The following is a 26489-nucleotide window of genomic DNA, read 5'->3' as shown; positions in this document are numbered from 1 at the left end:
GTTCATCACACCGTGCTGAACTCACGGCCTCAGTGTGAGGCCGTGAGCGTCATTATTTTTGCGGGCGCATAGCCGGGAACAGAATCACGTCGCGGATGGTGTGGCTGTTGGTGAACAGCATTACCATACGGTCGATACCGATGCCCAAACCCGCCGTCGGCGGCATGCCGTGCTCCAGCGCGGTGACATAGTCTTCGTCATAGAACATCGCTTCGTCGTCGCCGGCATCCTTCGCGCTAACCTGCTGAGCGAAACGCTCCGCCTGATCTTCCGCATCGTTCAGCTCGGAGAAGCCGTTGCCGATCTCACGGCCGCCGATGAAGAATTCAAAGCGGTCGGTGATTTCCGGATTTTCGTCGTTACGGCGCGCCAGCGGCGACACTTCCGCTGGATATTCGGTGATGAAGGTCGGCTGGATCAGGTTGCTTTCCGCCGTTTCTTCGAAGATCTCGGTCACGATGCGGCCCAGACCCCAGCTTTTCTCGATCTTGATGCCCAGGGACTGCGCAATCGCCGTGGCTTTGTCCAGATCGTCCAAATCCGCCACGTTGGTTTCAGGGCGGTATTTGCAGATCGCTTCGCGCATCGTCAGTTTCTCAAACGGCTTGCCGAAATCGAAGGTCTGGTCGCCGTATTCCACCGTGGTGGTGCCTAGCACGTCCTGAGTCAGGGTGCGGAACAGCGTTTCCGTCAACACAATCAGGTCTTTATAGTCGGCGTAGGCCATATAAAGTTCCATCATGGTGAATTCAGGGTTGTGACGCGGCGAAATCCCTTCGTTACGGAAGTTACGGTTGATTTCGAATACGCGTTCGAACCCGCCGACCACCAGACGTTTCAGGTACAGCTCAGGCGCGATACGCAGATACATATCGATGTCCAGCGCGTTGTGATGCGTGATAAACGGACGCGCGGAGGCACCGCCCGGGATCACCTGCATCATCGGCGTTTCCACTTCCATGAAGCCTTTTTCGACCATGAAACGGCGGATAGACGCCATCACCTGAGAGCGAATGCGGAACGTATTGCGGGATTCATCGTTGGCGATCAGATCCAGATAACGCTGACGGTAGCGCGTTTCCTGATCGGCCAGACCGTGGAATTTGTCCGGCAGCGGGCGCAGCGACTTGGTCAACAAACGCAGTTCAGTACAGTGAATGGACAGCTCGCCGGTCTTGGTTTTGAACAGTTTACCGCGCGCGCCCAGGATATCGCCCAGGTCCCACTTTTTGAACTGCGTGTTGTAAACGCCTTCCGGCAGGTCATCACGGGAAACGTACAGCTGAATGCGGCCGCCCACGTCCTGCAGCGTCACAAAAGAGGCTTTGCCCATGATACGGCGGGTCATCATGCGCCCGGCGACGGTCACTTCCAGACCCAGCGGCTCCAGCTCTTCATTGTCTTTATCATCGTAGCTGGCGTGCAGCAGATCGGAGGTCGTATCACGACGAAAATCGTTCGGGAAGGCCACGCCAGTTTCACGCAGAGCGGACAGCTTTTCGCGACGCGCCTTGAGTTCGTTATTAAGATCCTGCGCCTGTTCGGCACCCTGAGATTGTGGTTCAGACATGTGGATTCCTTATAGCCCCGCTTTTAAACTTGCTTCAATAAATTTGTCCAGATCGCCGTCGAGCACCGCCTGGGTGTTGCGTGTTTCCACCCCGGTACGCAGGTCTTTGATGCGCGAATCATCCAGCACATAAGAACGGATCTGGCTTCCCCAGCCAATGTCGGACTTGTTGTCTTCCAGCGCCTGTTTTTCAGCATTTTTCTTTTGCATCTCAAACTCGTACAGCTTGGCTTTCAGCTGTTTCATCGCCTGATCTTTGTTTTTATGCTGCGAACGGTCGTTCTGACACTGGGTAACGATGTTGGTGGGTATATGGGTAATACGCACCGCCGACTCGGTTCGGTTGACGTGCTGACCACCAGCGCCAGAGGCACGATAGACGTCGATACGCAGGTCGGCCGGGTTGATTTCGATATCGATATCGTCGTCCACTTCGGGATAAACGAAAGCCGAGCTGAAGGACGTGTGACGACGGCCGCCGGAGTCGAACGGGCTTTTACGCACCAGGCGATGCACGCCGGTTTCCGTCCGCAGCCAACCGAAGGCGTAATCGCCGATGATTTTGAGGGTCGCGGATTTAATCCCGGCGACTTCACCGTCGGACTCTTCGATCACCTCGGTTTTGAAGCCCTTGGCTTCCGCCCAGCGCAGGTACATACGTACCAGCATGCTGGCCCAGTCCTGCGCTTCCGTACCGCCGGAGCCCGCCTGAATGTCGAGATAGCAGTCGGCGCTGTCGTACTCGCCGGAGAACATGCGGCGAAATTCAAGCTGGCCGAGTTTATTTTCCAGACCGTCGAGTTCGGCGCAGGTTTCGTTGAAGGTGTCTTCGTCGTCTTCTTCCACCGCCAGTTCCAGCAGGCCGGAGACATCTTCCAGCCCCTGCGTCATTTGGTCGATGGTATCGACGATCGCTTCCAGAGAGGAGCGTTCTTTACCCAGCGCCTGAGCGCGTTCGGGCTCGTTCCAAACGTCCGGCTGTTCCAGCTCGGCGTTTACTTCTTCGAGGCGTTCTTTCTTGGCATCGTAGTCAAAGATACCCCCTCAGAACGACTGTCCGTTCAGACAGGTCCTGAATTCGGTTTTTTACCGGATTAATTTCAAACATGATGTTTAAGATCTTTTGTTGGTCAAAGGGACGACGTGTATTTAAACGGCGAATTGTAACGGATCCACGTCGGGGTTTATAGCGATCCGTTCAGTTTTTACCGGCGGACGCGCGCGACCAAAAAATGTCGCCGCCCCGCCGGATTCAGACAAAAGCTCGCGCTACAGCGGCCACAAATGTTCGATAAGCAGCTGCACCGAACGCTTGCCGCGATACTCGTTCACATCCAGCTTGTAGGCCAATTCCACCTGCCGGACGCTGCTGTCCGGCCACTGCGTGGTATCCACATTGAACGCGATGCCGTCCAGCAGCGGGCCCCCCGCGAGCGGTTCCACCATCACCTTGAGGTGGCGCTCCCCCACCAGACGCTGTTGCAACAGGCGGAAGCGACCGTCAAATGTCGGCTCGGGGAACGTCTGCCCCCAGGGACCGGCTTCCCGTAGCAGCTGTGCAGTACTCAGCGTCAGCTCGGGGGCGGCCAGTTCGCCGTCGGACCAGATGACGCCCTGTAGCTGAGAGGCATCCAGCCACTCGCCGACCAGCTCGCCGAAGCGCTGGCGAAACTCCTCAAAACGCGCTTCTTCCAGCGACAGCCCGGCGGCCATCGCATGCCCGCCGAACTTCATCATCAGGCCGGGACAGGTGGTGTCCAACCGCTCCAGCGCGTCGCGCAGGTGCAGGCCGGCAACCGAGCGGCCCGAGCCTTTCAGAATGCCGTCGCCCGCAGGGGCGAACGCAATAACCGGGCGATGGAAACGCTCTTTGATGCGAGACGCCAGAATGCCGACGACGCCCTGATGCCACTCCGGATGGTACATCGCCAGCCCGCAGGGCAGCGTCTCGCTGCTGCGTTCCAATTGTTCGCACAGTTGCAGCGCCTCGACCTGCATCCCCTGCTCGATCTCGCGCCGGGTCTGATTGAGCGCGTCGAGATCGCTCGCCAGCATCCGCGCCTGAACGATGTCCTCACACAGCAGCAGCGCCACGCCGACGGACATATCATCCAGCCGTCCGGCGGCGTTCAGGCGCGGCCCGAGGGCAAAGCCTAAATCGCTGGCGACGAGCTGAGTCGCCTCGCGGTTTGAGACTTCCAGCAGCGCGCGAATACCGGGTCGGCATTTACCCGCGCGGATGCGGTTCAGGCCCTGAGCCACGAGGATCCGGTTGTTGGCATCCAGCGGCACCACGTCCGCCACCGTACCCAGCGCCACCAGATCCAGCAGCTCTGCCAGATTGGGCTCAGGCAAGCCGTGCTGTTCAAACCAGCCGCCGTCGCGCAGCCGCGCCCGCAGCGCCATCATCAGATAGAACGCCACCCCCACGCCCGCGAGGGCCTTGGACGGGAAGGCGCAATCCGCCAGATTAGGGTTGATGATAGCCTCCGCCGCGGGCAAGGTTTCACCCGGCAGATGGTGATCCGTCACCAGCACATCAATCCCGCGCTGATGCGCATCGTCTACGCCTGCATGGGAAGAGATCCCATTGTCGACGGTGACGATCAGCTGCGCGCCTTTGGCCGCCGCCTGGGCGACCACCTCGGGGCTGAGGCCGTAGCCGTCTTCAAAACGGTTAGGCACCAGGAAGTCGATATGCTGACCGCCCATCCGACGCAGCGCCAGCACGGTCAGGGCTGTACTGGTCGCGCCGTCCGCGTCGAAGTCGCCGACAATCACAATACGTCGCTGATTCGCCAGCGCCGCTTGCAGACAGTCCACCGCTTTTTCGATCCCGGACAGTTGCCGGTAGTCCAGCAGACCGCGCAGGCTGCGTTCCAGCTCCTGCGCAGCCTGAACGCCGCGCTGGGCGTAAAGCCGGCGCAGCAGCGGCGGCAACGTGTCGGGAAGATGATGACTCTCAACCGCCGGACGGCGGCAGAGCTGAGTTACGAAAGTCACAGGGCGCTTAACCACCCGACTTCTGGGCGGCTTTATGCGCCTGCAGCATGGCGGCCATCTCTTTCGGATCCTGATAACCCGGGATCAGCGAGCCGTCGTCCAGCACGATGGCTGGCGTTCCCTGAACGCCGAACAAGATGCCGAGCTGATAGTGCGCGGAAATATCGGTTTTGCAGGTCGCGGGCGAGATATCGTCGCCTTTCATCGCCGCATCAAACGCTTTTTTGCGATCGGCTACGCACCAGATGGATTGCATATCCTTTTCCGTCTGAGAGCCTGCGCCCTGACGCGGGAAAGCCAGATAGCGGACAGTGATGCCCAGCGCATTGTAGTCGTTCATCTGCTCATGCAGTTTGCGGCAGTAGCCGCAGGTGATATCGGTAAACACCGTGATCACATGCTTTTCCTGCGCCGCCTTGTAAACAATCATCTGATCCTTCAGCGCTTCCAGCTTACCTATCAGAATAGCGTTGGTGACGTTGACCGGATTTTTACCGCTCACGTCATACAACGGACCTTGCAACAGGTGTTTGCCATCATTGGTGATGTACAGCACGCCGTTATCGGTCAGCAAGGTCTTCATTCCTGGGATAGGCGCAGCCTGAATTTCCGCATTTTGCATACCCAGACGGGTCAGTGACTGTTGGATGGCGGCATCGTCCGCGCTGGCGCTCATGGCGACGACAAGCAGAGAAAGCAGTAATGCACTCTTTTTCATAAATTGATCCTGTTATTGGATGAGGCCTCGTATGCAGCCGACATGGCTGACGCCGCCCCACCCCATGATTCATCTGTCAATCACGCCCGGGGATGATGCTGCTGGTGCAGCTGCTTCAGGCGTGCCGTGGCGACGTGCGTGTAGATCTGCGTGGTGGACAGGTCGCTGTGGCCCAACAGCATTTGTACTACGCGTAAATCCGCGCCGTGGTTCAGTAAGTGCGTGGCAAAAGCATGACGCAAAACATGCGGAGAAAGTTTGGCGCTGTCAATAGCGGCGATGACCGCATAGTGTTTGATGCGATGCCAGAAGGTCTGGCGGGTCATCTGCTGCCCCCGGCTGCTGGGAAACATCACATCGATCGGCTTATCGTTGATAAGCCAGGGGCGACCGTATTCCAGATACTGTTCCATCCAGTGCACCGCCTCTTCTCCCAGCGGCACCAGACGCTCTTTGTTGCCTTTGCCGATCACACGAACCACGCCCTGACGCAGGCTGACGTCGCTGATGGTTAGCCCTACCAGCTCCGAGACGCGCAGGCCGGTGGCGTACAGGACTTCCAGCATCGCTTTGTCGCGCAGTTCAAGGGGTTTATCGACACAGGGGGCATTGAGCAGCGCATCGACCTGCGCCTCCGTTAAATCCTTCGGCAATCGCTGCGGCAGTTTAGGCGACGAGAGCGTCGCGCTGGGATCGTCCGAGCGTTGCTTTTCGCGGTAAAGATACTGAAAAAGTCGCCGGGTGGCGCTTAGCAAACGCGCAGAGCTGGTCGCCTTGTAACCGCCTTCCAGACGCTCTGCCAGAAAGGCCTGCAGGTCGACGGCTTCCGCCTGCAACAGGCTATTATCATGGTGCGCCAGCCAGTCCGCCAAAGAACGCAGATCCTGTCGGTAGGAAGCCAACGTGTTTTCCGCCAGATTTCGCTCCAGCCACAACGCATCCAGAAACTGTTCGATCAGGGGGTGATCCGGTGTCTGCATGGCGGCCTCCTCTGTTTCATGCTGGGACTATTATGCCTGACAGCGCGTGAACGGGGTACAATTCGGTAATTGCTTTTATTTTTGTCATATCCTGCGGCAAAAAATGCGGCCTAAGGGATTATATCTCATGAATCGCGGGAAAAGCGGGACAGTTCCCAGCGCAGCCCGCGCCAGACGCGGCTTGGTGGTTTGAAAATAAGCATTTTCTATGCATAGAATACGCATTCTTGTTGTTAAAAAACTGAAAAAACTATGCAATCCTCCGTCGCATCCACTGTTGATGACAATCAGATACCAGACGCCCCCGTAAACTCCCGTAATAAGGTTGTGGTTGCTTCTCTGGTCGGCACTGCCATCGAATTCTTTGATTTTTATATCTATGCTACCGCCGCGGTGCTGATTTTCCCGCACATCTTTTTCCCACAGGGTGATAACACTGCCGCAACACTCCAGTCCCTGGCGACGTTCGCGATTGCCTTTATCGCTCGCCCCATCGGTTCCGCCCTCTTCGGGCACTTTGGGGACCGTGTCGGACGAAAAGCCACGCTGGTGGCTTCGCTGCTGACGATGGGGATTTCCACCGTCGCAATCGGCCTGCTGCCGAGCTACGAAACGATCGGTATCCTGGCGCCGATGCTGCTGGCGCTGGCTCGCTTTGGTCAGGGTCTTGGTCTCGGCGGGGAATGGGGCGGCGCGGCGCTGCTCGCGACGGAGAACGCGCCGGCGCACAAGCGCGCCTTGTACGGCTCTTTCCCCCAGCTGGGCGCGCCGATTGGCTTCTTCTTCGCCAACGGCACTTTCCTGCTGCTGTCCTGGCTGCTGACCGATGAACAGTTCATGCAGTGGGGCTGGCGCGTACCGTTTATTTTCTCTGCGATTCTGGTACTGATCGGGCTGTATGTCCGCGTTTCGCTGCACGAATCGCCGGTCTTCGCCAAAGCCGAACAGGCGGGTAAGAAAGTGCGGATCCCGATGGGAACGCTGCTGAGCAAACATCTGAAAGCGACGATCCTCGGCACGTTCATCATGTTGGCGACCTACACGCTGTTTTACATCATGACCGTTTACTCCATGACCTACGGCACTTCGCCGATCCCGGCTGGATTAGGTATTCCGCGCAACAATTTCCTGTGGATGCTGATGATCGCGGTGATTGGCTTCGGTCTGATGATCCCGGTCGCCGGCTACCTGGCCGACATCTACGGCCGCCGCCGCACCATGATTGTGGTGACCTGCAGCATGCTGGTGTTCGCCTTCGTATTCCCCTACCTGCTGGGTTCCGGCGAACAGGGGTTAGTGATGGCGTTCTTAGTGCTGGGTCTGAGCATGATGGGCTTTACGTTCGGGCCCATGGGCGCGCTGCTGCCAGAACTCTTCCCGACGGAAGTCCGTTACACCGGCGCTTCCTTCTCCTATAACGTGTCCTCGATTCTGGGCGCCTCGGTCGCGCCTTATATCGCCGCCTGGCTGACCAGCAACTACGGGCTGTTCTACGTCGGCGTCTACCTGGCCGCCATGGCCACGTTGACGCTGATTGCGCTGCTGCTCGTCAAAGAAACACGTCACCAGTCCCTCGATTAAACATCACGGGCGAAGGCGTCTGTCTTCGCCCCGATGCTTTCCCCACAGTCATTTGTGCTTTACGGGCGTAGTATACTTCGCCAGACTAACGCCCTGACTGTGCGGTGCGGCGCTGCGGCATCGCCTTACATTCACTTTCCCAACACACTGACGGCTTATGAAGATAGGACTTTTTTACGGCTCCAGCACCTGCTACACCGAAATGGCGGCAGAGAAAATCCGCGACATCCTGGGTGCGGATATGATCGAACTGAACAACGTCAAAGACGTCGATCCCCAACGTATGGAAGACTATGAAGCGCTGATCCTCGGCATTCCGACCTGGGACTTCGGCGAAATTCAGGAAGATTGGGAAGCCATTTGGCAGCACCTGCCAACGCTGAAACTACAGGGGAAGATCGTCGCACTCTATGGCATGGGCGATCAGTTGGGATACAGCGAGTGGTTTCTAGATGCGCTGGGTATGCTGCATGAGCAGCTACAACCGCTGGGCGTGCGCTTCATCGGCTACTGGCCGACCGACGAGTATGATTTCATCAGCACCAAGCCTCTGACGCCCGACGGCAAGCACTTCGTCGGACTGGCGCTGGACGAGGTAAATCAGTACGACATGAGTGAAGATCGCATCCAGCAATGGTGTGAGCAAATCCTGCAGGAACTTAAAGCGCTACGCCAATCCGAACAGGCGTGACGTGCTTCGTCGGGCGATGGTTGTCTCGATAAACCGTCGCCCGACACGCTTTTGAGATGGTTAGCGACGCTTCTGCGCCCACCACTTGGTGCGAGCGGCTGGCGTGAAGAAACTCCAGGCGACAAAGCGGCTCTGCTTCTGTCCCTGCGCCATATCCACGGTTTTAACGCTCTCGGCACCGNCCTCATCCAACACGCGATACAAATCCGGCAGATTCTCTTTGCGCGAAACCAGCGACGTGAACCACAGGCATTGACGTGAAAAGACCGCGCTTTCGCGGATCATTTGCGTGATAAACGCTTTCTCTCCGCCTTCACACCACAATTCATCCTCCTGCCCGCCGAAATTGAGCGGCGACCGTTTGTCCAGACCGAGGTTATGCAGCTTCCGGCGTGACCCCTGCTTCGCCTCGTTTGCCGAAGCATGGAAAGGCGGATTGCACAGCGTCGCGTCAAAAATCTCATTTTTATGGATGATGCCGTTGAGGATGGCCTGATTGTCTTTCTGACGGCGCAGACGGATAGCCCGGCTCAGGCCGGGGTTGGCGGCAATGGTCGCGTTGGCCGCCTGCATGGCCTGCGCATTGATTTCGCTGCCGGTAAAGCGCCAGTCGTATTCTCGGTGACCGATCAGCGGGTAAATGCAGTTGGCGCCGCATCCGATATCCAGTACGGAGGCGTCGCGCGGCACCTGAGACTGATTATCCTCGGCCAGCAGATCCGCGAGGTGATGAACATAGTCCGCCCGTCCGGGGATCGGCGGGCAAAGGAACCCCTCGGGTAAAAACCAGTGTTCAATCTGATAGAACTCATGCAACAGCGCCTGATTCAGCATTTTGACCGCGTCCGGATCGGCGAAATCGATCGACTCATCGCCATAGTCGTTCACATGAACGAATGGGATCAGCGCAGGGTGCGTGAGTTTCAGGGCGGTAAAATCGTAGCGGCCGCGATGGCGGTTGCGTGGATGCAGCATGTTTTTCTGCGCGGCGCGTTTTTGTGCAGGCGTGGTCATCAGCTTCTCTCTTGTTGAACGACGCGTAAGATACCCGCTGCGGCAAATCCCGTAAATCGCTGCGGGCATTTTTCTCGCGCAGCGACTGACCGGCGGCGACGGTTGTCTCCACCTATTGGCCCCATGAGAGACGTTCGATAGATGCCGCGAAAGGTGAGGAGCGATAAAACGACGACAGGATTGCCCAAGCATCACGGCGCAAAGGACGAGCTGTTTTGGGTTCAGCTCCCGACGCGGGGGCGCTCCGCTCGAGGCCGTCAGCGCCCAGAGCAGGCGTCACAGTCTGGGCGATTACCCGGCGCAGTGGTCCTTTCGCAGCAAAAGCTGACGCAGGTGCCGCCACTCGTCCCGCCCCATACTGTCCGAAGAGAGCCATAGACGCTGTTCCAGCGCCGCACCGTCCGCCGCGCGCAGCGACAGCAAAATACCGTTTTTGAGCATCCACGGGCGTTTGACGATACGCCACTCACGCTGCTGCCAGCGCAGATGATGTTCGCCGTACAGCGAGATTGCGCCATGGCGGGATTTAATATTGCGCTGGCTGCGAATAAATCCAAACATCACCAGCGACACCAGACCCAGCCATAGCGGCGCATAACCGCTCGGCCACGGGGCCAGCAGAATCAAGAACACCATAATGCCGTGCGCCAGCAGAGAGAACAGCTGCATGCGCCAGGAAACTTTGAGATCACATTGCCACTGGGCCACGGTGTTTATTTCGCGTCTGAATAAGGGAAACCATGCGTTTAAGCTCCTGATCTGAAGGCTCGCCGTGATTCATCAGCCAGTTGAACAGATCGGGATCGTCGCACTGCAGCAGGCGGACAAAAGCGCTTTTGTCGCTATCGTTCAACGCATCGTAGTCATGCTCGAAAAACGGCATGATGGAAATATCCAGCTCACGCATGCCGCGCCGACAGGCCCAGTGGATGCGGGATTTATCATTGATATCCATATGATCGCTCACTTTGTTCAGTCATAGACTTCAGTGTAACCCTATTTTGTTCGATGATATTAAACCAATAGTAATACTTTGACATATTTTAGCGCAGGAACCGCATCGGCATCGCTCACTCTGCGTAGCGCTTCGCGCATTCGACATCTCCGCCCAATAAGCGCTTGCAAACCCTTGCCGCTCTTTTACCATTAGGCGATTGCTGAATCCCCCTCATAGCAGGACTGTAACCATGGCTAATACAATTCCATCACACCCGTTATTCCCGTCATCCGCCCTTCCCGCCACGCTAATGACGCTGGACGACTGGGGACTGGTCACCCTGATTGGACCCGACACCGTGAGCTATGTTCAGGGGCAGGTGACCACCGACGTGACGGCGCTGCAGGCTAACCAGCATGTGCTGTGCGCCCACTGCGACGCCAAAGGTAAAATGTGGAGCGCCCTGCGCCTGTTTCACCACGGCGAGGGACTGGCCTATATCGAACGCCGCAGCGTGCGCGACGCGCAGCTGACCGAGCTGAAAAAGTACGCGGTCTTCTCCAAAACCACGATTGCGGCGGACGACGATAGCGTACTGCTGGGCGCCGCCGGGCAAAGCATCCGGGAACAACTCGCCCCGTTGTTTGCAGCATTACCGGATGCCGACAACGCCGTGGTACAGGAGTCGGGCGCGACGCTCCTGCATTTCACGCATCCGGACGAGCGTTTCCTGTTGGTGCTGTCAGCCGAACGCGCGGCCACCTTGCTAAACACGCTGGAGGCTAAAACGCAGCGTAATGACGGCAAACAGTGGCTGGCGCTCGACATCGAAGCGGGCTACCCCGTGATTGACACGGCAAATAGCGCGCAGTTCATTCCGCAGGCAACAAATCTGCAGGCTTTACAGGGTATTAGTTTCCTGAAGGGGTGCTATGCGGGGCAGGAAATGGTGGCGCGCGCCAAGTATCGCGGCGCCAATAAGCGCGCGCTGTACTGGCTGGCCGGCACGTCGACCACTGAACCGGCGGCAGGAGACGATCTCGAGCTTAAGCTGGGAGACAACTGGCGTCGTACCGGGACCGTGCTGGCGTCCGCGCGTTTGCACGACGGCCAGCTGTGGGTGCAGGCGGTGTTAAACAATGATTTGGAAGCCAACAGCGAGCTGCGCGTACGCGACGATAGCGCCAGCGCACTGTCAATTCAGCCGCTGCCCTACTCGCTGGAGGAGTAGCCGACCGCGTGTGCGGCCGCCGGGAAACGGCGCGCCGCCTAGATCGGGGGAAGGAATAGCCTTAGAGGATATCGCCGTGCGCCTGCCACTGGCCGCCATACACGAAGGCAGAGCCGGCACGACACCGATATTTTCTGCATTTTGAGTCAGACGGATTCAAGACGTTGTTCGACGAGCGCGACCTCGACTCACGCCAAAAGACATGCTCTAGCCTTCATTTTCAAGCGTAGATGTCCGATATCAGCAAGGCTGACGACATCCTCAACGACGTCCGATGTGGGCGGCATCGCCCCTGCGGGGTTAGACATAAAGATAAATCGCCAGAAAATGACACAAGCTGCCCCCCAGCACGAAACCATGCCAGATGGCATGGTTAAAAGGGATCCGCTTGCTGGAATAGAAAATCACGCCCAGCGTATACACCGCCCCGCCAACCGCCAGCAGCACCACGCCGCCGAGGGAGAGCGTCACCGCCAGCTCATAAATCACGATCAGCGATAGCCAACCCATGACCAAATACGTCACCAGTGAGAGGATCTCAAACCGGTGCGCAAACACCATTTTGAAGATGACGCCCAGTAGCGCCAGACACCAGATGGCAATCATCAATCCATACGCCAACGGCGATTTCAGCCCCACCATCAGGAACGGCGTATAAGTGCCGGCAATCAGCAGGTAAATCGCACAGTGGTCGAATTTTTTCAGCCAGCGTTTGGCGTCCTGATTGGGAATGGCGTGGTAGAGCGTGGAAGCCAGAAACAGCAGAATCACCGTGCCGCCGTAGAGGCTATAACTGACAATGGCCGTGGCATCGGCGCCGTTTTTCTCCGCCTGCGTCAACAGTAAAACCAGCCCGATGATTCCCAACACTAAACCGACGCCGTGGCTGATGCTATTGGCGATTTCTTCCGCCAGCGAATAACCCGAATCCAATACCTGCTTCTTCATGATCTACCTCTTGAAAGATCCTTTTCGCCGCGCAGCGAGGACTTTTATCATGCAAAAAGCCTAGGCGGATGATGTCACTGCAACCAGAGTAACGGAGAATTATTTCAGTGTACACGCGTACGCTGAAATAATTATAGTCCTTACGAATATGACCGCGCTTGCCTCTGATTCTGCATTTCAATGTCGCCAGCGTTGCCTTACAATTGGGCACTTTCCTTTCTGGAGATTATTCAGATGTCCCTTGCCGTACTGGACTTCGGTCCCCTGACTGACGTCGTCGCATTCTTGATGGAAGTCGATAAGCTCAAAAGCGTGAAACGCCGTTCCAAAGTGATTGGCACTGACCGTCAGGAAGATTCTGCCGAGCACAGCTGGCACTTCGCTCTGGCGGCGATGAGCCTCGCACCATACGCGGGAGAAGACGTCGATATTCAGCGTGTCATCCAGATGGCGCTGATCCACGATATCGTCGAGGTCGATGCGGGCGACGTGCTGGTTTACGATCTTCAGGGACGCGCCGATGCGCACGATCGCGAAGTCGCGGCGGCCATACGGCTGTTCGGTCTACTGCCGGAACCGCAACGCACCCGCTTCCACCAGCTGTGGCTGGAATATGAGGCAAGCGAAACGCCGGACGCCCGCTTCGCGCTGTTGATTGACCGCCTGATGCCAGTGCTGATGAACCTCCACAACGGCGGTCAGAGTTGGGTGGAGCACGGCATTCGTCTGGAACAAGTGCTGTCGCGCAATGACTTCATCAGCGAAGTGTATCCGGAACTGTGGGGCTATCTCAGTCATCACCTGGAAGTCGCGAAGAGCAAAGGCTGGCTGAAGTAACCATTGGCTCCCCGGTCTGTTGTTTGTGACGTCAAACGCGCAACAGACCGACGCGCTTCTCAGTCTTTCAGCGGCTTATGGGCCGTTTCTTTCGCCGACCACACGGCCCATAGCGTAAAAAACAGCGCCAACGTCACATACAGCGAAACCGCCAGCGACGTGCCGTAAGACGCAAACAGGTACGTGATAATCAATGGCGCGAAGCCGCCGCCGACGATCCCCGCCAGCGTATAGGCCAACGACGATCCCGCATAGCGCACCTGCGTAGGAAATTGCTCAGTGATAAACGCCGCCTGCGGCCCGTACATCGACGCATGGATCAGCAGTCCGACCACCACCGCCAGACATATCTGCACCGGCTGCGTACTATCCAGCAACGCGAAAAAGACAAATGCCCAGAGGATCGCCGCCAACGCGCCGCCCATACAGACAGGTCGTCGTCCAAAGCGATCGGACAGCATGCCGAATAGCGGGACCGCGATGGCATTGCCGACCGCGCCCAGCATGGTGGCGGTTAACGCCAGCGGCCGCGGCAGACTCAGCACCGTCGTCACATAGGTCAGGGTAAACACCACCACCAGCGCATACAACACGTCGGAACCGATGCGCGAGCCCCCCGCAATCAACAGCGAACGCAGATGCTGACTGAAGACCGCGCGGACCGGCGCCTGCGTGATGTGTTTACTTTTCTCCAGCTTGAGAAAGGCGGGCGTTTCGCCGACGCCGCTGCGCAGCCACAGGCCGAACACGACCAGCACCAGACTCAGCAAGAAAGGAATACGCCATCCCCACGCCTGGAAGCTGTCCGGCGACATGGCGAGCGTCACCAGCGTAATCAGCCCCGTGCCGATGAGCGTGCCGCAGGAAGGTCCCACCTGAGCAAACGAGGCGTTGCGCCCGCGCTGATGCGGTCTGCCGTGCTCCATCGACAGCAACACCGCGCCGGCCCATTCACCGCCGAGCGCGATCCCTTGAATGAAACGCAGCGTGACCAGCAGCAGCGGGCTCCAGATCCCCCAGTGCGCATAGTCGGGCAGCAGGCCCATTAACGCCGTCGTCACTCCCATGATCACCAGTGTGGCAACGAGCACGAAACGCCGCCCCAGCACATCGCCCAAATGGCCGAAGATGACCCCGCCGATTGGCCGCGAAATATACCCGACGGCATAGGTGGAAAAGGCCAGAATCGTCCCTACCAACGGGTCGAACGACGGGAAGAAAATATGGTTAAAAACGAGCGCCGCCATGATGTTGTAGACGGTGAAGTCATACCACTCCAGCGCGGTGCCTATAGAACTGGCCGCCGCCAGCTTGCCGGTATTTAGCATTACAGCATCGAGCGACTTGTCCTCTGTCGACGTTTTGGTCGTCACGGTCGTCATCTTTTCACCTCCTGTGCGATAAATGGCCGATTCATGGCCCCCATACGAAAAATCATCAGGAAATGACTAGCAAGGTTTGTGCCGCCAGCCCAGCTCACCCGCAACGTTGCTGGGCATGCCCACCGGGGGTGATAACAATTGAACCGTGATTTAAGAAGCGACTCAGCATCGCGGCGTGCTTAGCGCCGTGTCCGGTAACGATAGGTGCAGGTGGTGCCCCCTATAAACCCGGCGCGTATCAAATTCATATGTAAATGCGCTATACCCATACGACACCCTTGGTTGCACTACCGGGAAGCAGAAATATAAGGAAATAAATAAGAGGTGAGAGGTGAGAGATACGAAGTAAGCCACGCCTTAGCCCGAGGCGCGACTCCCTTCGGTAAATACGTCGATGCGGTAAGAGGAGCAGCGTAAGTCGCTCTGAACGCGTACGCGTGCCGTCGGACGTCGACCACCGGTTTCGGCAACACAGTCATGACATCTGTCGTACCCAAGACGCGACGGGGACTGACCTCACAGCAAGTCCCCGTCCTTCCCTTCAAATCAGCCCATGAGCAGCGAAGGCAAGACGCCGTCAGACGTCGTCGCTGATAGGGACACAAGAGCAAAACAGGTTGCGGTCGCCGTACACGTCGTCCAGGCGTTTCACGGTCGGCCAGAACTTGTTCGCGGCGCCCGCCGGGAACACCGCCAGTTCACGCCCGTAAGGGTGGGTCCATTCGGTGACCAACTCGGTTTGGACATGCGGGGCGTTGACCAGCGGGTTATCGTCCAGCGGCCACTCCCCGCGCGCTACGCGGTCGACCTCTTCCCGTATCGCCAGCATCGCGTCGATAAAGCGATCCAGCTCTACCTGACTTTCCGNCTCTGTGGGTTCAATCATCAATGTCCCCGCGACCGGAAACGACATGGTTGGCGCATGAAAACCGTAGTCGATCAGCCGTTTGGCGATATCCAGTTCGCTGATCCCGCTGATTTCCTTCAAGGGTCGGATGTCCAAAATGCATTCGTGCGCAACCCGGCCACCGAGGCCGCTGTAGAGCACCGGGAACGCCGACTGTAGTCGCGCCGCCACGTAGTTTGCGTTAAGAATGGCGATCTGACTGGCCTGTTTCAGCCCCTCTGCGCCCATCATGCGGATGTACATCCAGCTAATAGGCAGGATTGAGGCGCTGCCGAACGGCGCGGCGGATACAGCGCCCTGCGCGGTCAGCACGTCAGCGATCTTCACGACCTGATGCCCCGGCACAAACGGCGCCAGATGCGCTTTCACGCCTATCGGCCCCATCCCCGGACCGCCGCCGCCGTGAGGGATACAGAAGGTTTTGTGCAGGTTGAGGTGAGACACGTCCGCGCCGATAAAACCGGGCGAGGTGATGCCCACCTGCGCGTTCATATTGGCCCCGTCAAGATAGACCTGGCCGCCGTACTGGTGCACAACCTGACACACTTCACGGATGGTCTCTTCGTAGACGCCATGAGTCGACGGATAGGTCACCATGATGCAGGCCAGCCGCTCTGCGGCCTGAGCCGCTTTCTCCCGCAGATCGTGCAGGTCGATGTTGCCCTGTTTGTCGCAGGCGACCACCACCACCTCCATCCCCGCCATGTGCGCGGAAGCGGGGTTAGTGCCGTGCGCGGAGCTGGGGATCAGGCAGATTAGGCGCTGCGGCTGATTGCGGCTTTCATGATAACGACGGATGGTCAGCAGACCGGCATATTCGCCCTGCGCACCGGAGTTCGGCTGCATGCAGACGGCGTCATAGCCGGTCAGCAGCACCAGCCACTCGCTCAACATAGCGATCATCTGGCGGTAGCCCTGCGCCTGCACCGGCGGGCAAAACGGGTGCAACTCCGCAAATTCGGGCCAGGTGATCGGCAGCATTTCCGCCGCCGCGTTGAGTTTCATGGTGCAGGAGCCTAGCGGGATCATAGCCTGATTGAGCGCCAGATCCTGTCTCTCCAGACGATGCAGATAGCGCATCATCTCGGTTTCACTGTGATAGCGGTTAAACACCGGGTGCGTCAGGATGTCGTCCGTCCGCAGCAGCGCGGCAGGCAACGAGTCCGATCGCGCGCTGACCTCGCGATCCAGCGCATCGATATCCAGACCGTGCTCGTCCCCCAGCAGGATCGCAAACAACGCCTGCACATCATCGCGCGTCGTGGTTTCATCCAGCGAGATCCCGACCGCGCCGTCCAGATCGCCGCGCAGGTTTACGCCGAAACTTAACGCCCGGCTCAGCGTCGTCGCCTTGTCCGTGACCGAGACGGTCAGCGTATCGAACCAGCGGGTATGCCATAAGGTGGCGCCGCGCTGCTGCAGCCCGGCGGCCAGAATATCGGTAAGGCGGTGAATGCGTCGGGCGATGCGTTTAAGCCCTTCCGGGCCGTGGTACACCGCATACATGCCCGCCAAGTTTGCTAACAATACTTGGGATGTACAGATGTTGGAGTTAGCCTTTTCACGGCGAATGTGCTGTTCGCGAGTCTGCATCGCCATACGCAGCGCAGTGTTGCCCGCGGCGTCGCGGGAGACGCCGATAATGCGGCCCGGCGTCGCGCGTTTGTACTCTTCGCGACTGGCGAAGAATGCCGCATGCGGGCCGCCGTATCCCATTGGCACGCCGAAGCGCTGCGCGGAGCCAAAGACAATGTCCGCCCCTTGAGCGCCGGGCGCATCGAGCAGTACCAGCGCCAGCAGATCCGCCGCGACGCAGGTGATAACTTTACGTTTGCGCAGTTCGCTCAGCAGCGTCCGATAGTCGTGCAGTTCGCCGGTCGTGCCCAGCTGCTGCACCAGAACGCCGAAGATGCCGTCATCGTTCAGCGCGTCCTGCGGATCTCCGGTCACGATGTCAAAGCCGAAGGTCTCGGCGCGCGTCCGCATGACATCCAGCGTTTGAGGATGCACGTCGTTCGCGACGAAGAAACGGNGGGCTTGTTTTAGCTTGCTGACGCGTTTGGCCATCGCCATCGCTTCCGCCGCCGCGGTAGCCTCGTCCAGCAGCGAAGCGGAGGCCACCGGCAGACCGGTCAGGTCCTGCGTCACCTGCTGGAAATTGAGCAAGGCTTCGAGCCGACCCTGAGACACCTCGGGCTGATAAGGCGTGTAGGCGGTGTACCAACCCGGATTTTCCAGTACGTTACGCAGCAGCACCGGCGGCATCTCGACGCCGTAGTAACCCATGCCGATGTAGCTTTTGTAGATCTGATTACGGCTGGCGATCGCCTTCAGCTCCGCCAGCGCCTGATGTTCCGTGACGGCATCCCCGACGGCGGGAGGGCTGGGCAGTTGGATATCCGGCGGGACGATCTGCTGAATCAGTCGATCCAGCGATTCTGCGCCGACCGCCGCCAGCATCTCTCTTTGCTGCGCGGCGGTGGGACCGATATGACGTTCGACGAAAGCGCTAGGGTGTTCAAGTTGACTGAGAGTCTGGGTCATTACGACATTCCTGCATCAAACCACATCAAGCGAGCGCCGTCAGCGGCGCCCCGAAAGATCGCCCGGCCGGGCGCCCACGACGACTAGTGCCCGTCGTCTTCTTCATCCAGCAGCGTCTGATAAGCGGCGGCATCCAATAGATTGTCCCACTCTGCGCTATCGGCGGGCTTAATACGAAATAACCAGCCGCTGCCGTAGGGATCGCTGTTAACCTGTTCCGGCGCGCCTTCCAGCTCGCCGTTGACTTCCACCACTTCGCCGCTCAACGGGGTGTAGACATCCGATGCGGCTTTGACCGACTCCGCCACGGCGCACTCGTCTCCGGCGTTAAACTGGCTGCCCACATCGGGCAAGTCGATAAACACCATGTCGCCCAGCAGCGCCTGCGCATGCTCGGTGATCCCGACACGATAGGTGCCGTCCTCGTCCGCCGCGACCCATTCATGGGACGGGGTATATTTCAATTCCGTCGGTACATTGCTCATTGCCACCTTCTCCTTTTAGACAAAACGGTTAAATCTCAATCAGGGCTTTTCCTGCACGGACAAAATGAGGCTTCGTCACCCGGACGGGGACTTCGCGCTGGCGGATACGCACCACCGCCTGTTCACCGATGCCTTGCGGGACGCGAGCCAACGCGATGCTGACGCCCAAGGTGGGCGAGAACGAACCGCTGGTGATCACGCCTTCGCGAACCGCGCCGCTGGCATCGGTGAAATGCACCGGCAGGCCGTTGCGCAATACGCCTTTTTCCGTCATGACCAGCCCGACCAGTTGCTCGGTGCCGTGGGCACGTTGACGCTCCAAAGCTTCACGACCGATAAACTGACGATCTTCCGGCTCCCAGACGATCGTCCACCCCATATTCGCCGCCAAGGGAGAAACGCCTTCATCCATATCCTGTCCATACAAATTCATGCCGGATTCGAGACGCAGGGTATCGCGCGCGCCCAGCCCCGCGGGCTGAACGCCCTCCGCCAGCAGCTGTTGCCACAGGCCGACCGCGTGTGCTTTCGGCAGCGCGATTTCATAGCCGGACTCGCCGGTATACCCGGTGGNGGCGATAAACCAGTCGCCGCTCTGTACGCCGAAAAACGGCTTCATACCGGCCGTATCTTTGCGCTGCTGCGACGTCAGCAGTCGCTGTACCTTTTCCTGAGCCAGCGGCCCCTGAATCGCGATCAGCGCCAGATCGTCACGCTCCTGAATTTGCACCATGAAAGGTTTGGCCTGCTCTTCTATCCAGGCCAAATCTTTTTCGCGAGTGGCCGAGTTGACCACCATCCGGAAAAAGTCTTCCTTAAGAAAGTAGACGATCAAATCGTCTATCACGCCGGCAGAGGGGGTCAGCATGGCGGTGTAGAGCGCTTTACCGGTCTGCGTCAGTCGGGCCACGTCGTTCGCCAGTAGATGGCGTAAAAACTCGCGTACGCGAGCGCCATGCAAATCAACGATAGTCATGTGCGATACATCGAACATTCCGGCGCGCTTGCGCACCGCGTGATGTTCCTCCAGCTGTGAGCCGTAGTGCAGCGGCATCATCCAGCCATGAAAATCCACCATTTTGGCGCCGTCGGCCAAATGTTGTTCATACAGCGGGGTTTGCTTTGCCATCTTTTCCCTCTACGTTAACCGTGTTGGTTACAGCGGATGCGTCCAACGCAAACGTGCTCTCTTCCTTTGAACTTACCACCGATGTGGGTTCTTAACCACACGACATGCCATAAGTAAATCTATATAATAACGTCTAATAAAAGTGTGATTATCCTTCCACCACATCCACTTTTTTCGCTATTAAAAAGGCATTTATCAGCAGATACAAACGCACATGTTCGACTTATTACTCAAAAATTATAAAAACCCCCGCATCCCCCCTATTTCTCAATACACCTCACAAACAAAATACATTAGATAATGTAATGCGAAAAAGTGCGTAAAATTAGATTATTTCAGGCAAGGATGAGGCGGCGCAGAGTGGTCAGCCGACGGACTTTCTGGTCGCTAACGATCGCGATGCGATCCCCATCACGCTTTGTTGCCATCCAGAAAGAGAGCGCCCGAGCGCGATCGTGAATAAGGGGAAGAAGTGAGTGGAAACAGGCAAATAAAAAGGCGGCGCACCGCCGGTCTGTCATGACCGTGATGTGCCGCCCGCAACAAATGCGACTGACTTAGATCAGATGCGCGATGTTGACGTTTTCCATCAGATAGTGGTTGTCGGAGTAATCCACCGGAATCGCGATCACCGCCGGTCCGTCGACATCCATCGCCTGATGCAGTTTTGGAATCAGCTCTTCAGACGACTCAACCGCAAAACCTTTCGCGCCGAAGGCTTCCGCATACGCTTTGAAATCAATCGGTCCGAACTTAACGCAAGAGCCGCGGTTGTATTTCTTCTGTTCCTGAATTTCAACCATGTTGTAGGCGTTATCCACCCAGATGATATGCAGGACATTACAGTTCAGACGAACCGCCGTTTCCAGTTCCATACTGGACTGCATGAAGCCACCGTCACCGGATACCGACAGCACTTTCTGGTTCGGATTCACCAACGCGGCCGCAATCGCCCACGGCAGCGCCACACCCATGGTCTGCTGACCGTTGGTCATCAGCACCTGACGTGCGCGGAAGCTGTACAGGTAACGCGCCAGCCAGATATGGAAGCTGCCCATATCGACACACAGCGTGACGTCTTTGTTCACCAGATCCTGCATCGCACGAACCAGACGCAGCGGATGGATGGCGAAGCCGTTCATGTTGATGGCGTGAGTCGCCAGCTGATGACGCAGTTCGCGACGCTCTTCCAGAATATTGATGGCGCCGGAAGACAAGCTAATCGGCGAATTCAGCTGCTCGTTCAGCATATCGATGGTGATGCAGATGTCCCCTACCAGCTCCAGATCCGGACGGTAGTCGCATTCCAGCTCGGACGGCAGCACGTCGATGTGCACCAGCGTCGCATTGCCGGTGTTCCACAGCGCCGGCGCGTATTCAACCGGGCTGTAACCGACGGTGATGATCAGGTCGGCTTGCTGCAACAGTTTGTCGCCTGCCTGGTTGTTGAACAGACCGACACGACCGGCAAAATGGTCGAAGTGCTGTTGATCGATAACGCCGGCAGCCTGATAGGTGCTGGTGACCGGCAGCTGGCTGCGGTGTAGCAGGCGGCGCAACGCATCGGCATTCTTCGGCTGGCTGGCCATCAGACCCAGCAGCAGAATCGGGTTTTTCGCTTTTTCGATCATCTGCGCAACGCGTTTGACGTCCGCCAGAGGCGCGCTGTTCAGCGTAGGCAGGTTTGTCGCGGCCAGCACAGGGCTGGTGACCGGATCGTTGACGATGTCTTCCGGCAGGCTGATAAACGAAGCGCCCGGACGGCCGAATTCGGCGGCGCGGAATGCATTGGCCATCACTTCAGAAATAGCGGAGGAAACTGGAATTTCCGCGCTGAACTTGGTGACCGGCTTGAACAGGCTGACAGTATCCAGGCTTTGGTGCGTCAGCTTCAGTCGGTCGGCGCGTTTCACCGCACCACCCAGCGCAACAATCGGGTCGCCTTCTGAGGTCGCCGTCGCCAGACCTGTGACCAGGTTGGAACAGCCCGGACCGGAAGTCACCATCGTAACGCCCGCTTTCCCCGTTAGACGGCCGATCGCCGATGCCATAAAAGCGCCGTTGGCTTCATGGCGTACGGGGATGGTCTGGATTGATGAGTCAACAAGAGAATCAAAAACGCGGTCGACTTTTGCGCCAGGAATACCGAAGACGTATTTGACCCCTTCCTGCTCCAGATGTTTTACGATCAGATCCGCACCGCAAGCCCAGTGCTGTTGACCATCCTTATTTTCCATAACTTTTTTCCTATGCATTTTTGTGCTTTCTTTTCAGTACCTTGATGAACTTTAGCTTTCCACACTGTGGATGACGCTATCGAGATCTTCAGGGGACAAGTCGGCTCGCAGAAAATCCTTATCCAGAGGCAGGTCGATGATCAATTTGGCGATGGTGCCAAATTGAAGCACGCCGTTCTCCAGGCGGTAATCAAGGATATGTCCGCCGCCCTGTCGGCTATCAGTGATAAAATGCTCGTGATAGCCGGCGACATTGATCCCCTGAACATAAGCTGGGCTACGAAAACCGATTACGTTGCCCTTGCAGTTGTCGAAACGGAAAGTGGGTTGCTGGGCGATAGCTTCCAGCATCGGTTTATAAGGTCGTTCCTGGCGAGGTACCGTACGAGTTTCGACGTAGCTAAAGCAGCCATCGATTCGTAAAGCACAAAAAAGATTGTCTGTTGCAACAAAATCATCAATACGCTGATGAAGGTCCTCACGACTGATCGCATGGTCAAACTGTATTTTTTCAGTCGGACGGAAGAAGGTCATCACGGCAAAAGGCGTTTTCTGATCGGGCTTGGCGGCGCGAGCGCTGCCATCGGAGCGCAGCTGGAAAATACGGCTTTCCATTGCAACCAGCTCTCCGTCAAGATCGTTAAACGTGCCTAATCCGAAATCACCATGTTCAAGCAGATCCGCCATGGTTGTACTGCCTTCGTACACGCCATTTATCAACCCGCTCATCAGTGAGGTTTGATAGATCTGACACTCTGGGTGGTGTTTTTGGTGCTGATGGACGAAGTTGGCAAGCTCTGCCATACAGGGGTCAACGCAGTTGGAATCTTTCATATCCCTTCTCTTCCGACGAGGTACGACATAAATTTAATTAATGTTTCCCTTGAATATTGCTCCCGTGAGATTCAAAGTTCCAATATAAAAACGTGACTATTTGGAGATCTAAAATATATGGAGTTACGTTATCTGCGCTATTTCGTCGCCGTTGCATCCACTCGGCACTTTACCCGCGCAGCTGAATCACTAGGGATATCGCAACCTCCGCTTAGCCAACAAATACAAAAGCTTGAACGTGAAATTGGCACGCCGTTGTTGAAACGAATGACGCGCGGCGTGGAGATGACCGAAGCCGGAGAGGCCTTTTACCAGGATGCCAAGCAGATACTCGAACTGACCGACGCCGCCATGGAAAGGGTGCGTTGTATCGCTCGCGGAGAGAGCGGCGCCATTAATGTGGGGTTTTCTTGCGCAGTGACCTTCCACCCGCTGGTACTGAAAATGCTGCGGCTTTTTCGCCAGCGCTTCCCGAACGTGCAAATGCAGCCGCAGGAAGAGCATATCAATGAGATTCTGGAGAGCCTGCGCAATCGCAGCACGGATATCGCCTTTGTACGTCTGCCCTGTGATATCGGCGACGAGTTCGACGGGGAAATTTTGGTAGAAGAGGATATGCGGCTGGTGTTGCCGGACAGCCATCCACTCAGCGATCAGCAGGAAGTGCATCTCAGCCAGATGGAATCAGAACCGCTGATTATTTTCCCACGCGAACTCTGCCCCAGTCTGCACGACATGATCATTCGCGCCTGCTATCTGGCGGGTTACCAGCCTAAAATCAACCCGCTGGCGCCGCATATCACGGCGACGATCAGCATGGTCGCTTCCGGCTTCGGCATTACGTTCATTCCGGAGTCCCTGTCCTGCATTCAGACCGGAAATGTGACGTATCACGAAATCGACACGCCCCATCTCAACACGCAGATTGCGGTGATTTGGCGCAAGCATGATACGTCAGCCACCCTGCACAATATGGTGCAATTGCTGCACGGCCACGAACAGNAAAAGTAAGCGATATCGGTCGCTGATACCCACGAAACGTGAGCGAGGCGAGCCTGAGATTCAGGCTCGCCCTCTTTTGCACGTCGATCCGTCAGAAATCGTAGCCGACGGTGGCGATGACGGAACGTTCAGCGCCCCAGTAGCAGGTTCTCAGCTCATAGCAGGAGGCGATGTAAGTTCTGTCCGTCAGATTGTTGACGTTGACCTGGACGTATGCGCCTTTGAGCGAGGGATTCCAGCTTCCCAGATCGGCCCGGGCAGAGGCATCAAACAGCGTCACGGAGGGCAGCTGCAGCGTATTGGCATCGTCGGCCCATTGCTTGCCGATGTGGCGCACGCCAACGCCCAGATGGATGCCTGCGCCCGCATCATACTGAGTCCACAGCGAAGCCATCTGCTTTGGCGCCAGCACCGGCGTGTTGCCGTCATTGCCATCCACGGTCTCTTTGTATTTCACCTTGTTATAGGTGTAACCCGCGATGACGCTCAGTCGTTCGGTGATAGGCGTCCTGGCTTCCAGCTCCAGACCCTGGGACTGCACCTTGCCGACCGGCTCATAGTAGTTGCCCACGATGTTGCGGGTGGCGACGTCGCTTTGCGTCAGATCGTACACCGCCGCGGTATATAACGCCTTGGTGCCCGGCGGCTGGTATTTAATCCCGCCCTCAACCTGCTCGCTGCTCATCGGCTTGAGCGGATTTCCCTGCGAGTCCGCGTACAGCGCGGGCGTCACGGCCTGACTGTAGCTGACATAAGGCGAAATGCCGTTATTAAAGGCATACAGCAGCGCGGCCCGCCCGCTGAAGCGCTCATCTTCACTCTGGCCACGGCTGTCCGTAGTCAGGTTTTTATTGTCGAATTTGATGGCGTCGTAGCGGCCGGAGAGCGTCAGATACCAGCGCTGCCACTGCATATCGTCTTGTAAATAAACGCCCGTCTGCTTGTAGCGCCGCTGTGAGTCGAAGCGATAATAATTAGTGACTGCATCCCCGCCCGACAGGCCGGTAAACGGATCCAGCCCCGGAGCCGAGCCCGACGCGTCCCACAAGGTGTTGGTGAAATACTGGAAATCCACCCCGAAGAGAGTTTTGTGTTTCACGTCGCCGGTATCGAAATCCGCCTCCAGCTGATTATCGACCGCATAGGCGTCCAACGACGACGACTCCCCCGTGTAATAGCGCGTCAGCGTGTCCGCCTCCACGCCGCTCCAACCATACTGATAGATCTGATGAATATCGATGTTGGAGTGGGTGTAACTAGCGTTTTGCCTGAATGCCCAGGTGTCGTTGAACCGGTGGGAGAACTCGTAGCCATACATCTGCTGACGGCGTTTGTAATCATCCAAACTTTCTTCGCCGTCGAACGTGCCGCGCGCGATCTTGCGACCCTGATAGGCATAGACGCTGCCCGCCGCCGGCACCGAGCCGTGATAACCGCCCGCCGGATCTTTCTGCAAATAAGCCTTCAGCAACAGCGTGGTGTCTTCATCAGGCTGCCACAGGAGCGAAGGCGCAATCGCATAGCGCTCCTCGCGCGGACCGTCATACATGGTGTTGCTGCTGTGTGTCAGCCCCGTCACACGAAAAGCCCAGTTGTCGTTGATGCCCTGCGTGAAGTCGAACGCCGCGCCCCGATCGTTTTGGGTGCCGGCGCTGAGGCGAAAGTGCCCTTCAGGAATAAACTGCGGGCGTTTGGACGTCATCATCACCAGACCGCCGGGAACGCTTTGTCCATACAGTGAAGACGAAGGGCCCTTGATGACGTCGATACGCTCTAGGAACCAGGGATCGATCTGCAGGCTATTATGGCTGCCGCTGTCGCTGAGTACGCGCAGGCCGTCAAGGAAGGTGTTGTTCACATCCGCGCCGTGAAATCCACGCAAGGAAACCGTATCAAATCGCGTCGCCCCACCGGAGAAATTGGTGAAGACGCCCGGCGTATAGTTCAGCGCCTCATTCAGCGTCGTCACATTCTGGTCGCGCATTTGCTGGCGAGTCACCACAGAGACCGACTGCGGCGTCACCACGAGCGGCTTATCGGTTTTGGTGGCTGCCTGAGAGGTCGTCGCGGCGTAACCCGCGGTCGGCGACAGTGCTGACTCCTCGGGTTGAGCGGACACCTCAATGACATCTTCGGCAGCCAGAACGAAGGCGGGCGTGGTCAGTGCCACAATCACGCCGTAATAACGTAATAAAGGAAGGGGGGACATACGATAGGTTCCTGAATAAGCGCCTGAACTGTCGGCTTCCTTTTCAGTCACTGTGCGCATATAGCGAAAAGTGCATCACACCAGGCGGAAACCTATCGATCGGAAAGCGCAAAAAAACAGTTAAAGGTAATAATAATTATTACCATTATTATTTTCACATTCAACCCGTAAAGTTTGCGGTTTTCTGATTATTGTGTTGCTTTTTTGGCAACGTTCTCGGGGGCGAATATTCAGGTCGTCATAGGTGGGC

At 57.4% G+C, this 26489-nt stretch carries 21 protein-coding genes; 5 read left to right on the top strand and 16 right to left on the bottom strand.

The annotated features are described in order from the left end of the window. Positions 1-52: 52 nt before the first annotated feature. From lysS to xerD, 5 genes are all read right to left on the bottom strand, one after another. Positions 53-1570: a lysine--tRNA ligase gene (gene lysS / locus SB13_RS07115; protein ID WP_026739689.1), complete on the bottom strand. Its 1518-nt coding sequence runs from the start codon at positions 1568-1570 to the stop codon at positions 53-55. Between the two features lie 9 nt (positions 1571-1579). Then, a protein-coding gene (prfB, locus tag SB13_RS07110; protein WP_152545926.1) for a peptide chain release factor 2 occupies positions 1580-2678 on the bottom strand; the annotation gives its coding sequence in 2 pieces (ribosomal slippage) (positions 1580-2602 and positions 2604-2678; 1098 coding nt in all). 161 nt (positions 2679-2839) lie between these two features. Next, entirely contained in the window at positions 2840-4573 is a 1734-nt protein-coding gene (gene recJ, locus SB13_RS07100; RefSeq protein WP_026739686.1) for a single-stranded-DNA-specific exonuclease RecJ, read from the bottom strand. 7 nt (positions 4574-4580) lie between these two features. Next, positions 4581-5291 carry a bifunctional protein-disulfide isomerase/oxidoreductase DsbC gene (gene dsbC / locus SB13_RS07095; protein ID WP_026739685.1) on the bottom strand — a complete coding sequence of 237 codons (711 nt, stop codon included), beginning with the start codon at positions 5289-5291 and terminating at the stop codon, positions 4581-4583. A gap of 80 nt (positions 5292-5371) precedes the next feature. Next, positions 5372-6271, bottom strand: coding sequence for a site-specific tyrosine recombinase XerD (gene xerD / locus SB13_RS07090; RefSeq protein ID WP_026739684.1), 900 nt, complete (start codon positions 6269-6271; stop codon positions 5372-5374). A 252-nt stretch (positions 6272-6523) separates the two neighbouring features. On the opposite strand from xerD, the gene SB13_RS07085 reads away from it, so the two are divergent. Together SB13_RS07085 and fldB are read left to right on the top strand one after the other, a co-directional pair. Then, complete coding sequence (locus tag SB13_RS07085; RefSeq protein WP_026739683.1) at positions 6524-7852, top strand: MFS transporter; 1329 nt, start codon at positions 6524-6526, stop codon at positions 7850-7852. 157 nt (positions 7853-8009) lie between these two features. After that, positions 8010-8543 (top strand): flavodoxin FldB, encoded by a 534-nt coding sequence (gene fldB, locus SB13_RS07080; protein ID WP_026739682.1) that lies wholly within the window; start codon positions 8010-8012, stop codon positions 8541-8543. A 60-nt stretch (positions 8544-8603) separates the two neighbouring features. On the opposite strand, the gene rlmF is transcribed toward fldB, so the two are convergent. From rlmF to sdhE, 3 genes are all read right to left on the bottom strand, one after another. Beyond that, positions 8604-9557 carry a 23S rRNA (adenine(1618)-N(6))-methyltransferase RlmF gene (gene rlmF / locus SB13_RS07075; protein ID WP_026739681.1) on the bottom strand — a complete coding sequence of 318 codons (954 nt, stop codon included), beginning with the start codon at positions 9555-9557 and terminating at the stop codon, positions 8604-8606. 291 nt (positions 9558-9848) lie between these two features. Further along, positions 9849-10265: a protein YgfX gene (locus tag SB13_RS07070; protein WP_026739680.1), complete on the bottom strand. Its 417-nt coding sequence runs from the start codon at positions 10263-10265 to the stop codon at positions 9849-9851. Further along, positions 10246-10512 (bottom strand): FAD assembly factor SdhE, encoded by a 267-nt coding sequence (gene sdhE, locus SB13_RS07065; RefSeq protein ID WP_026739679.1) that lies wholly within the window; start codon positions 10510-10512, stop codon positions 10246-10248. The genes SB13_RS07070 and sdhE overlap by 20 nt, the downstream gene beginning before the upstream one ends. Positions 10513-10744: 232 nt before the next feature. Here sdhE and ygfZ point away from each other — a divergent pair, with 232 nt between their 5' ends. Beyond that, positions 10745-11725 carry a tRNA-modifying protein YgfZ gene (gene ygfZ, locus SB13_RS07060; protein ID WP_026739678.1) on the top strand — a complete coding sequence of 327 codons (981 nt, stop codon included), beginning with the start codon at positions 10745-10747 and terminating at the stop codon, positions 11723-11725. Positions 11726-12025: 300 nt separating this feature from the next. Here ygfZ and trhA read toward each other — a convergent pair whose 3' ends face one another. Next, a complete protein-coding gene (gene trhA, locus SB13_RS07055) occupies positions 12026-12673 on the bottom strand; it encodes a PAQR family membrane homeostasis protein TrhA (protein WP_394296364.1) in 648 nt (215 codons plus the stop codon). Positions 12674-12907: 234 nt separating this feature from the next. Here trhA and SB13_RS07050 point away from each other — a divergent pair, with 234 nt between their 5' ends. After that, positions 12908-13510 (top strand): HD domain-containing protein, encoded by a 603-nt coding sequence (locus SB13_RS07050; RefSeq protein ID WP_026739676.1) that lies wholly within the window; start codon positions 12908-12910, stop codon positions 13508-13510. Between the two features lie 59 nt (positions 13511-13569). On the opposite strand, the gene SB13_RS07045 is transcribed toward SB13_RS07050, so the two are convergent. The 6 genes from SB13_RS07045 to budA form a co-directional block, all read right to left on the bottom strand. Next, positions 13570-14892, bottom strand: a complete 1323-nt coding sequence (locus SB13_RS07045) for an MFS transporter (RefSeq protein ID WP_026739675.1) — start codon at positions 14890-14892, stop codon at positions 13570-13572. Positions 14893-15469: 577 nt separating this feature from the next. After that, positions 15470-18343: an aminomethyl-transferring glycine dehydrogenase gene (gcvP, locus tag SB13_RS07040; protein WP_026739674.1), complete on the bottom strand. Its 2874-nt coding sequence runs from the start codon at positions 18341-18343 to the stop codon at positions 15470-15472. 83 nt (positions 18344-18426) lie between these two features. Continuing rightward, entirely contained in the window at positions 18427-18828 is a 402-nt protein-coding gene (gcvH, locus tag SB13_RS07035; RefSeq protein WP_026739673.1) for a glycine cleavage system protein GcvH, read from the bottom strand. A 28-nt stretch (positions 18829-18856) separates the two neighbouring features. Next, a complete protein-coding gene (gene gcvT / locus SB13_RS07030; RefSeq protein WP_026739672.1) occupies positions 18857-19957 on the bottom strand; it encodes a glycine cleavage system aminomethyltransferase GcvT in 1101 nt (366 codons plus the stop codon). A gap of 557 nt (positions 19958-20514) precedes the next feature. After that, positions 20515-22194 (bottom strand): acetolactate synthase AlsS, encoded by a 1680-nt coding sequence (alsS, locus tag SB13_RS07025; protein WP_026739671.1) that lies wholly within the window; start codon positions 22192-22194, stop codon positions 20515-20517. 51 nt (positions 22195-22245) lie between these two features. Continuing rightward, the gene (budA, locus tag SB13_RS07020) at positions 22246-22998 is read right to left on the bottom strand and encodes an acetolactate decarboxylase (RefSeq protein WP_394296367.1); all 753 of its coding nucleotides are present in this window, start codon (positions 22996-22998) and stop codon (positions 22246-22248) included. Positions 22999-23145: 147 nt separating this feature from the next. Here budA and SB13_RS07015 point away from each other — a divergent pair, with 147 nt between their 5' ends. Beyond that, positions 23146-24039: a LysR family transcriptional regulator gene (locus SB13_RS07015; RefSeq protein ID WP_026739669.1), complete on the top strand. Its 894-nt coding sequence runs from the start codon at positions 23146-23148 to the stop codon at positions 24037-24039. An 82-nt stretch (positions 24040-24121) separates the two neighbouring features. Here SB13_RS07015 and SB13_RS07010 read toward each other — a convergent pair whose 3' ends face one another. Further along, positions 24122-26239 (bottom strand): TonB-dependent siderophore receptor, encoded by a 2118-nt coding sequence (locus tag SB13_RS07010; protein WP_026739668.1) that lies wholly within the window; start codon positions 26237-26239, stop codon positions 24122-24124. Between the last annotated feature and the right edge of the window lie 250 nt (positions 26240-26489).

Origin of the sequence: Lonsdalea quercina subsp. quercina, assembly GCF_000688695.1 — a bacterium.
GTDB classification, from domain to species: domain Bacteria; phylum Pseudomonadota; class Gammaproteobacteria; order Enterobacterales; family Enterobacteriaceae; genus Lonsdalea; species Lonsdalea quercina_D.
Note: the sequence above shows the minus strand (reverse complement) of the source record. Positions and strands in the feature narration are given on the sequence as shown.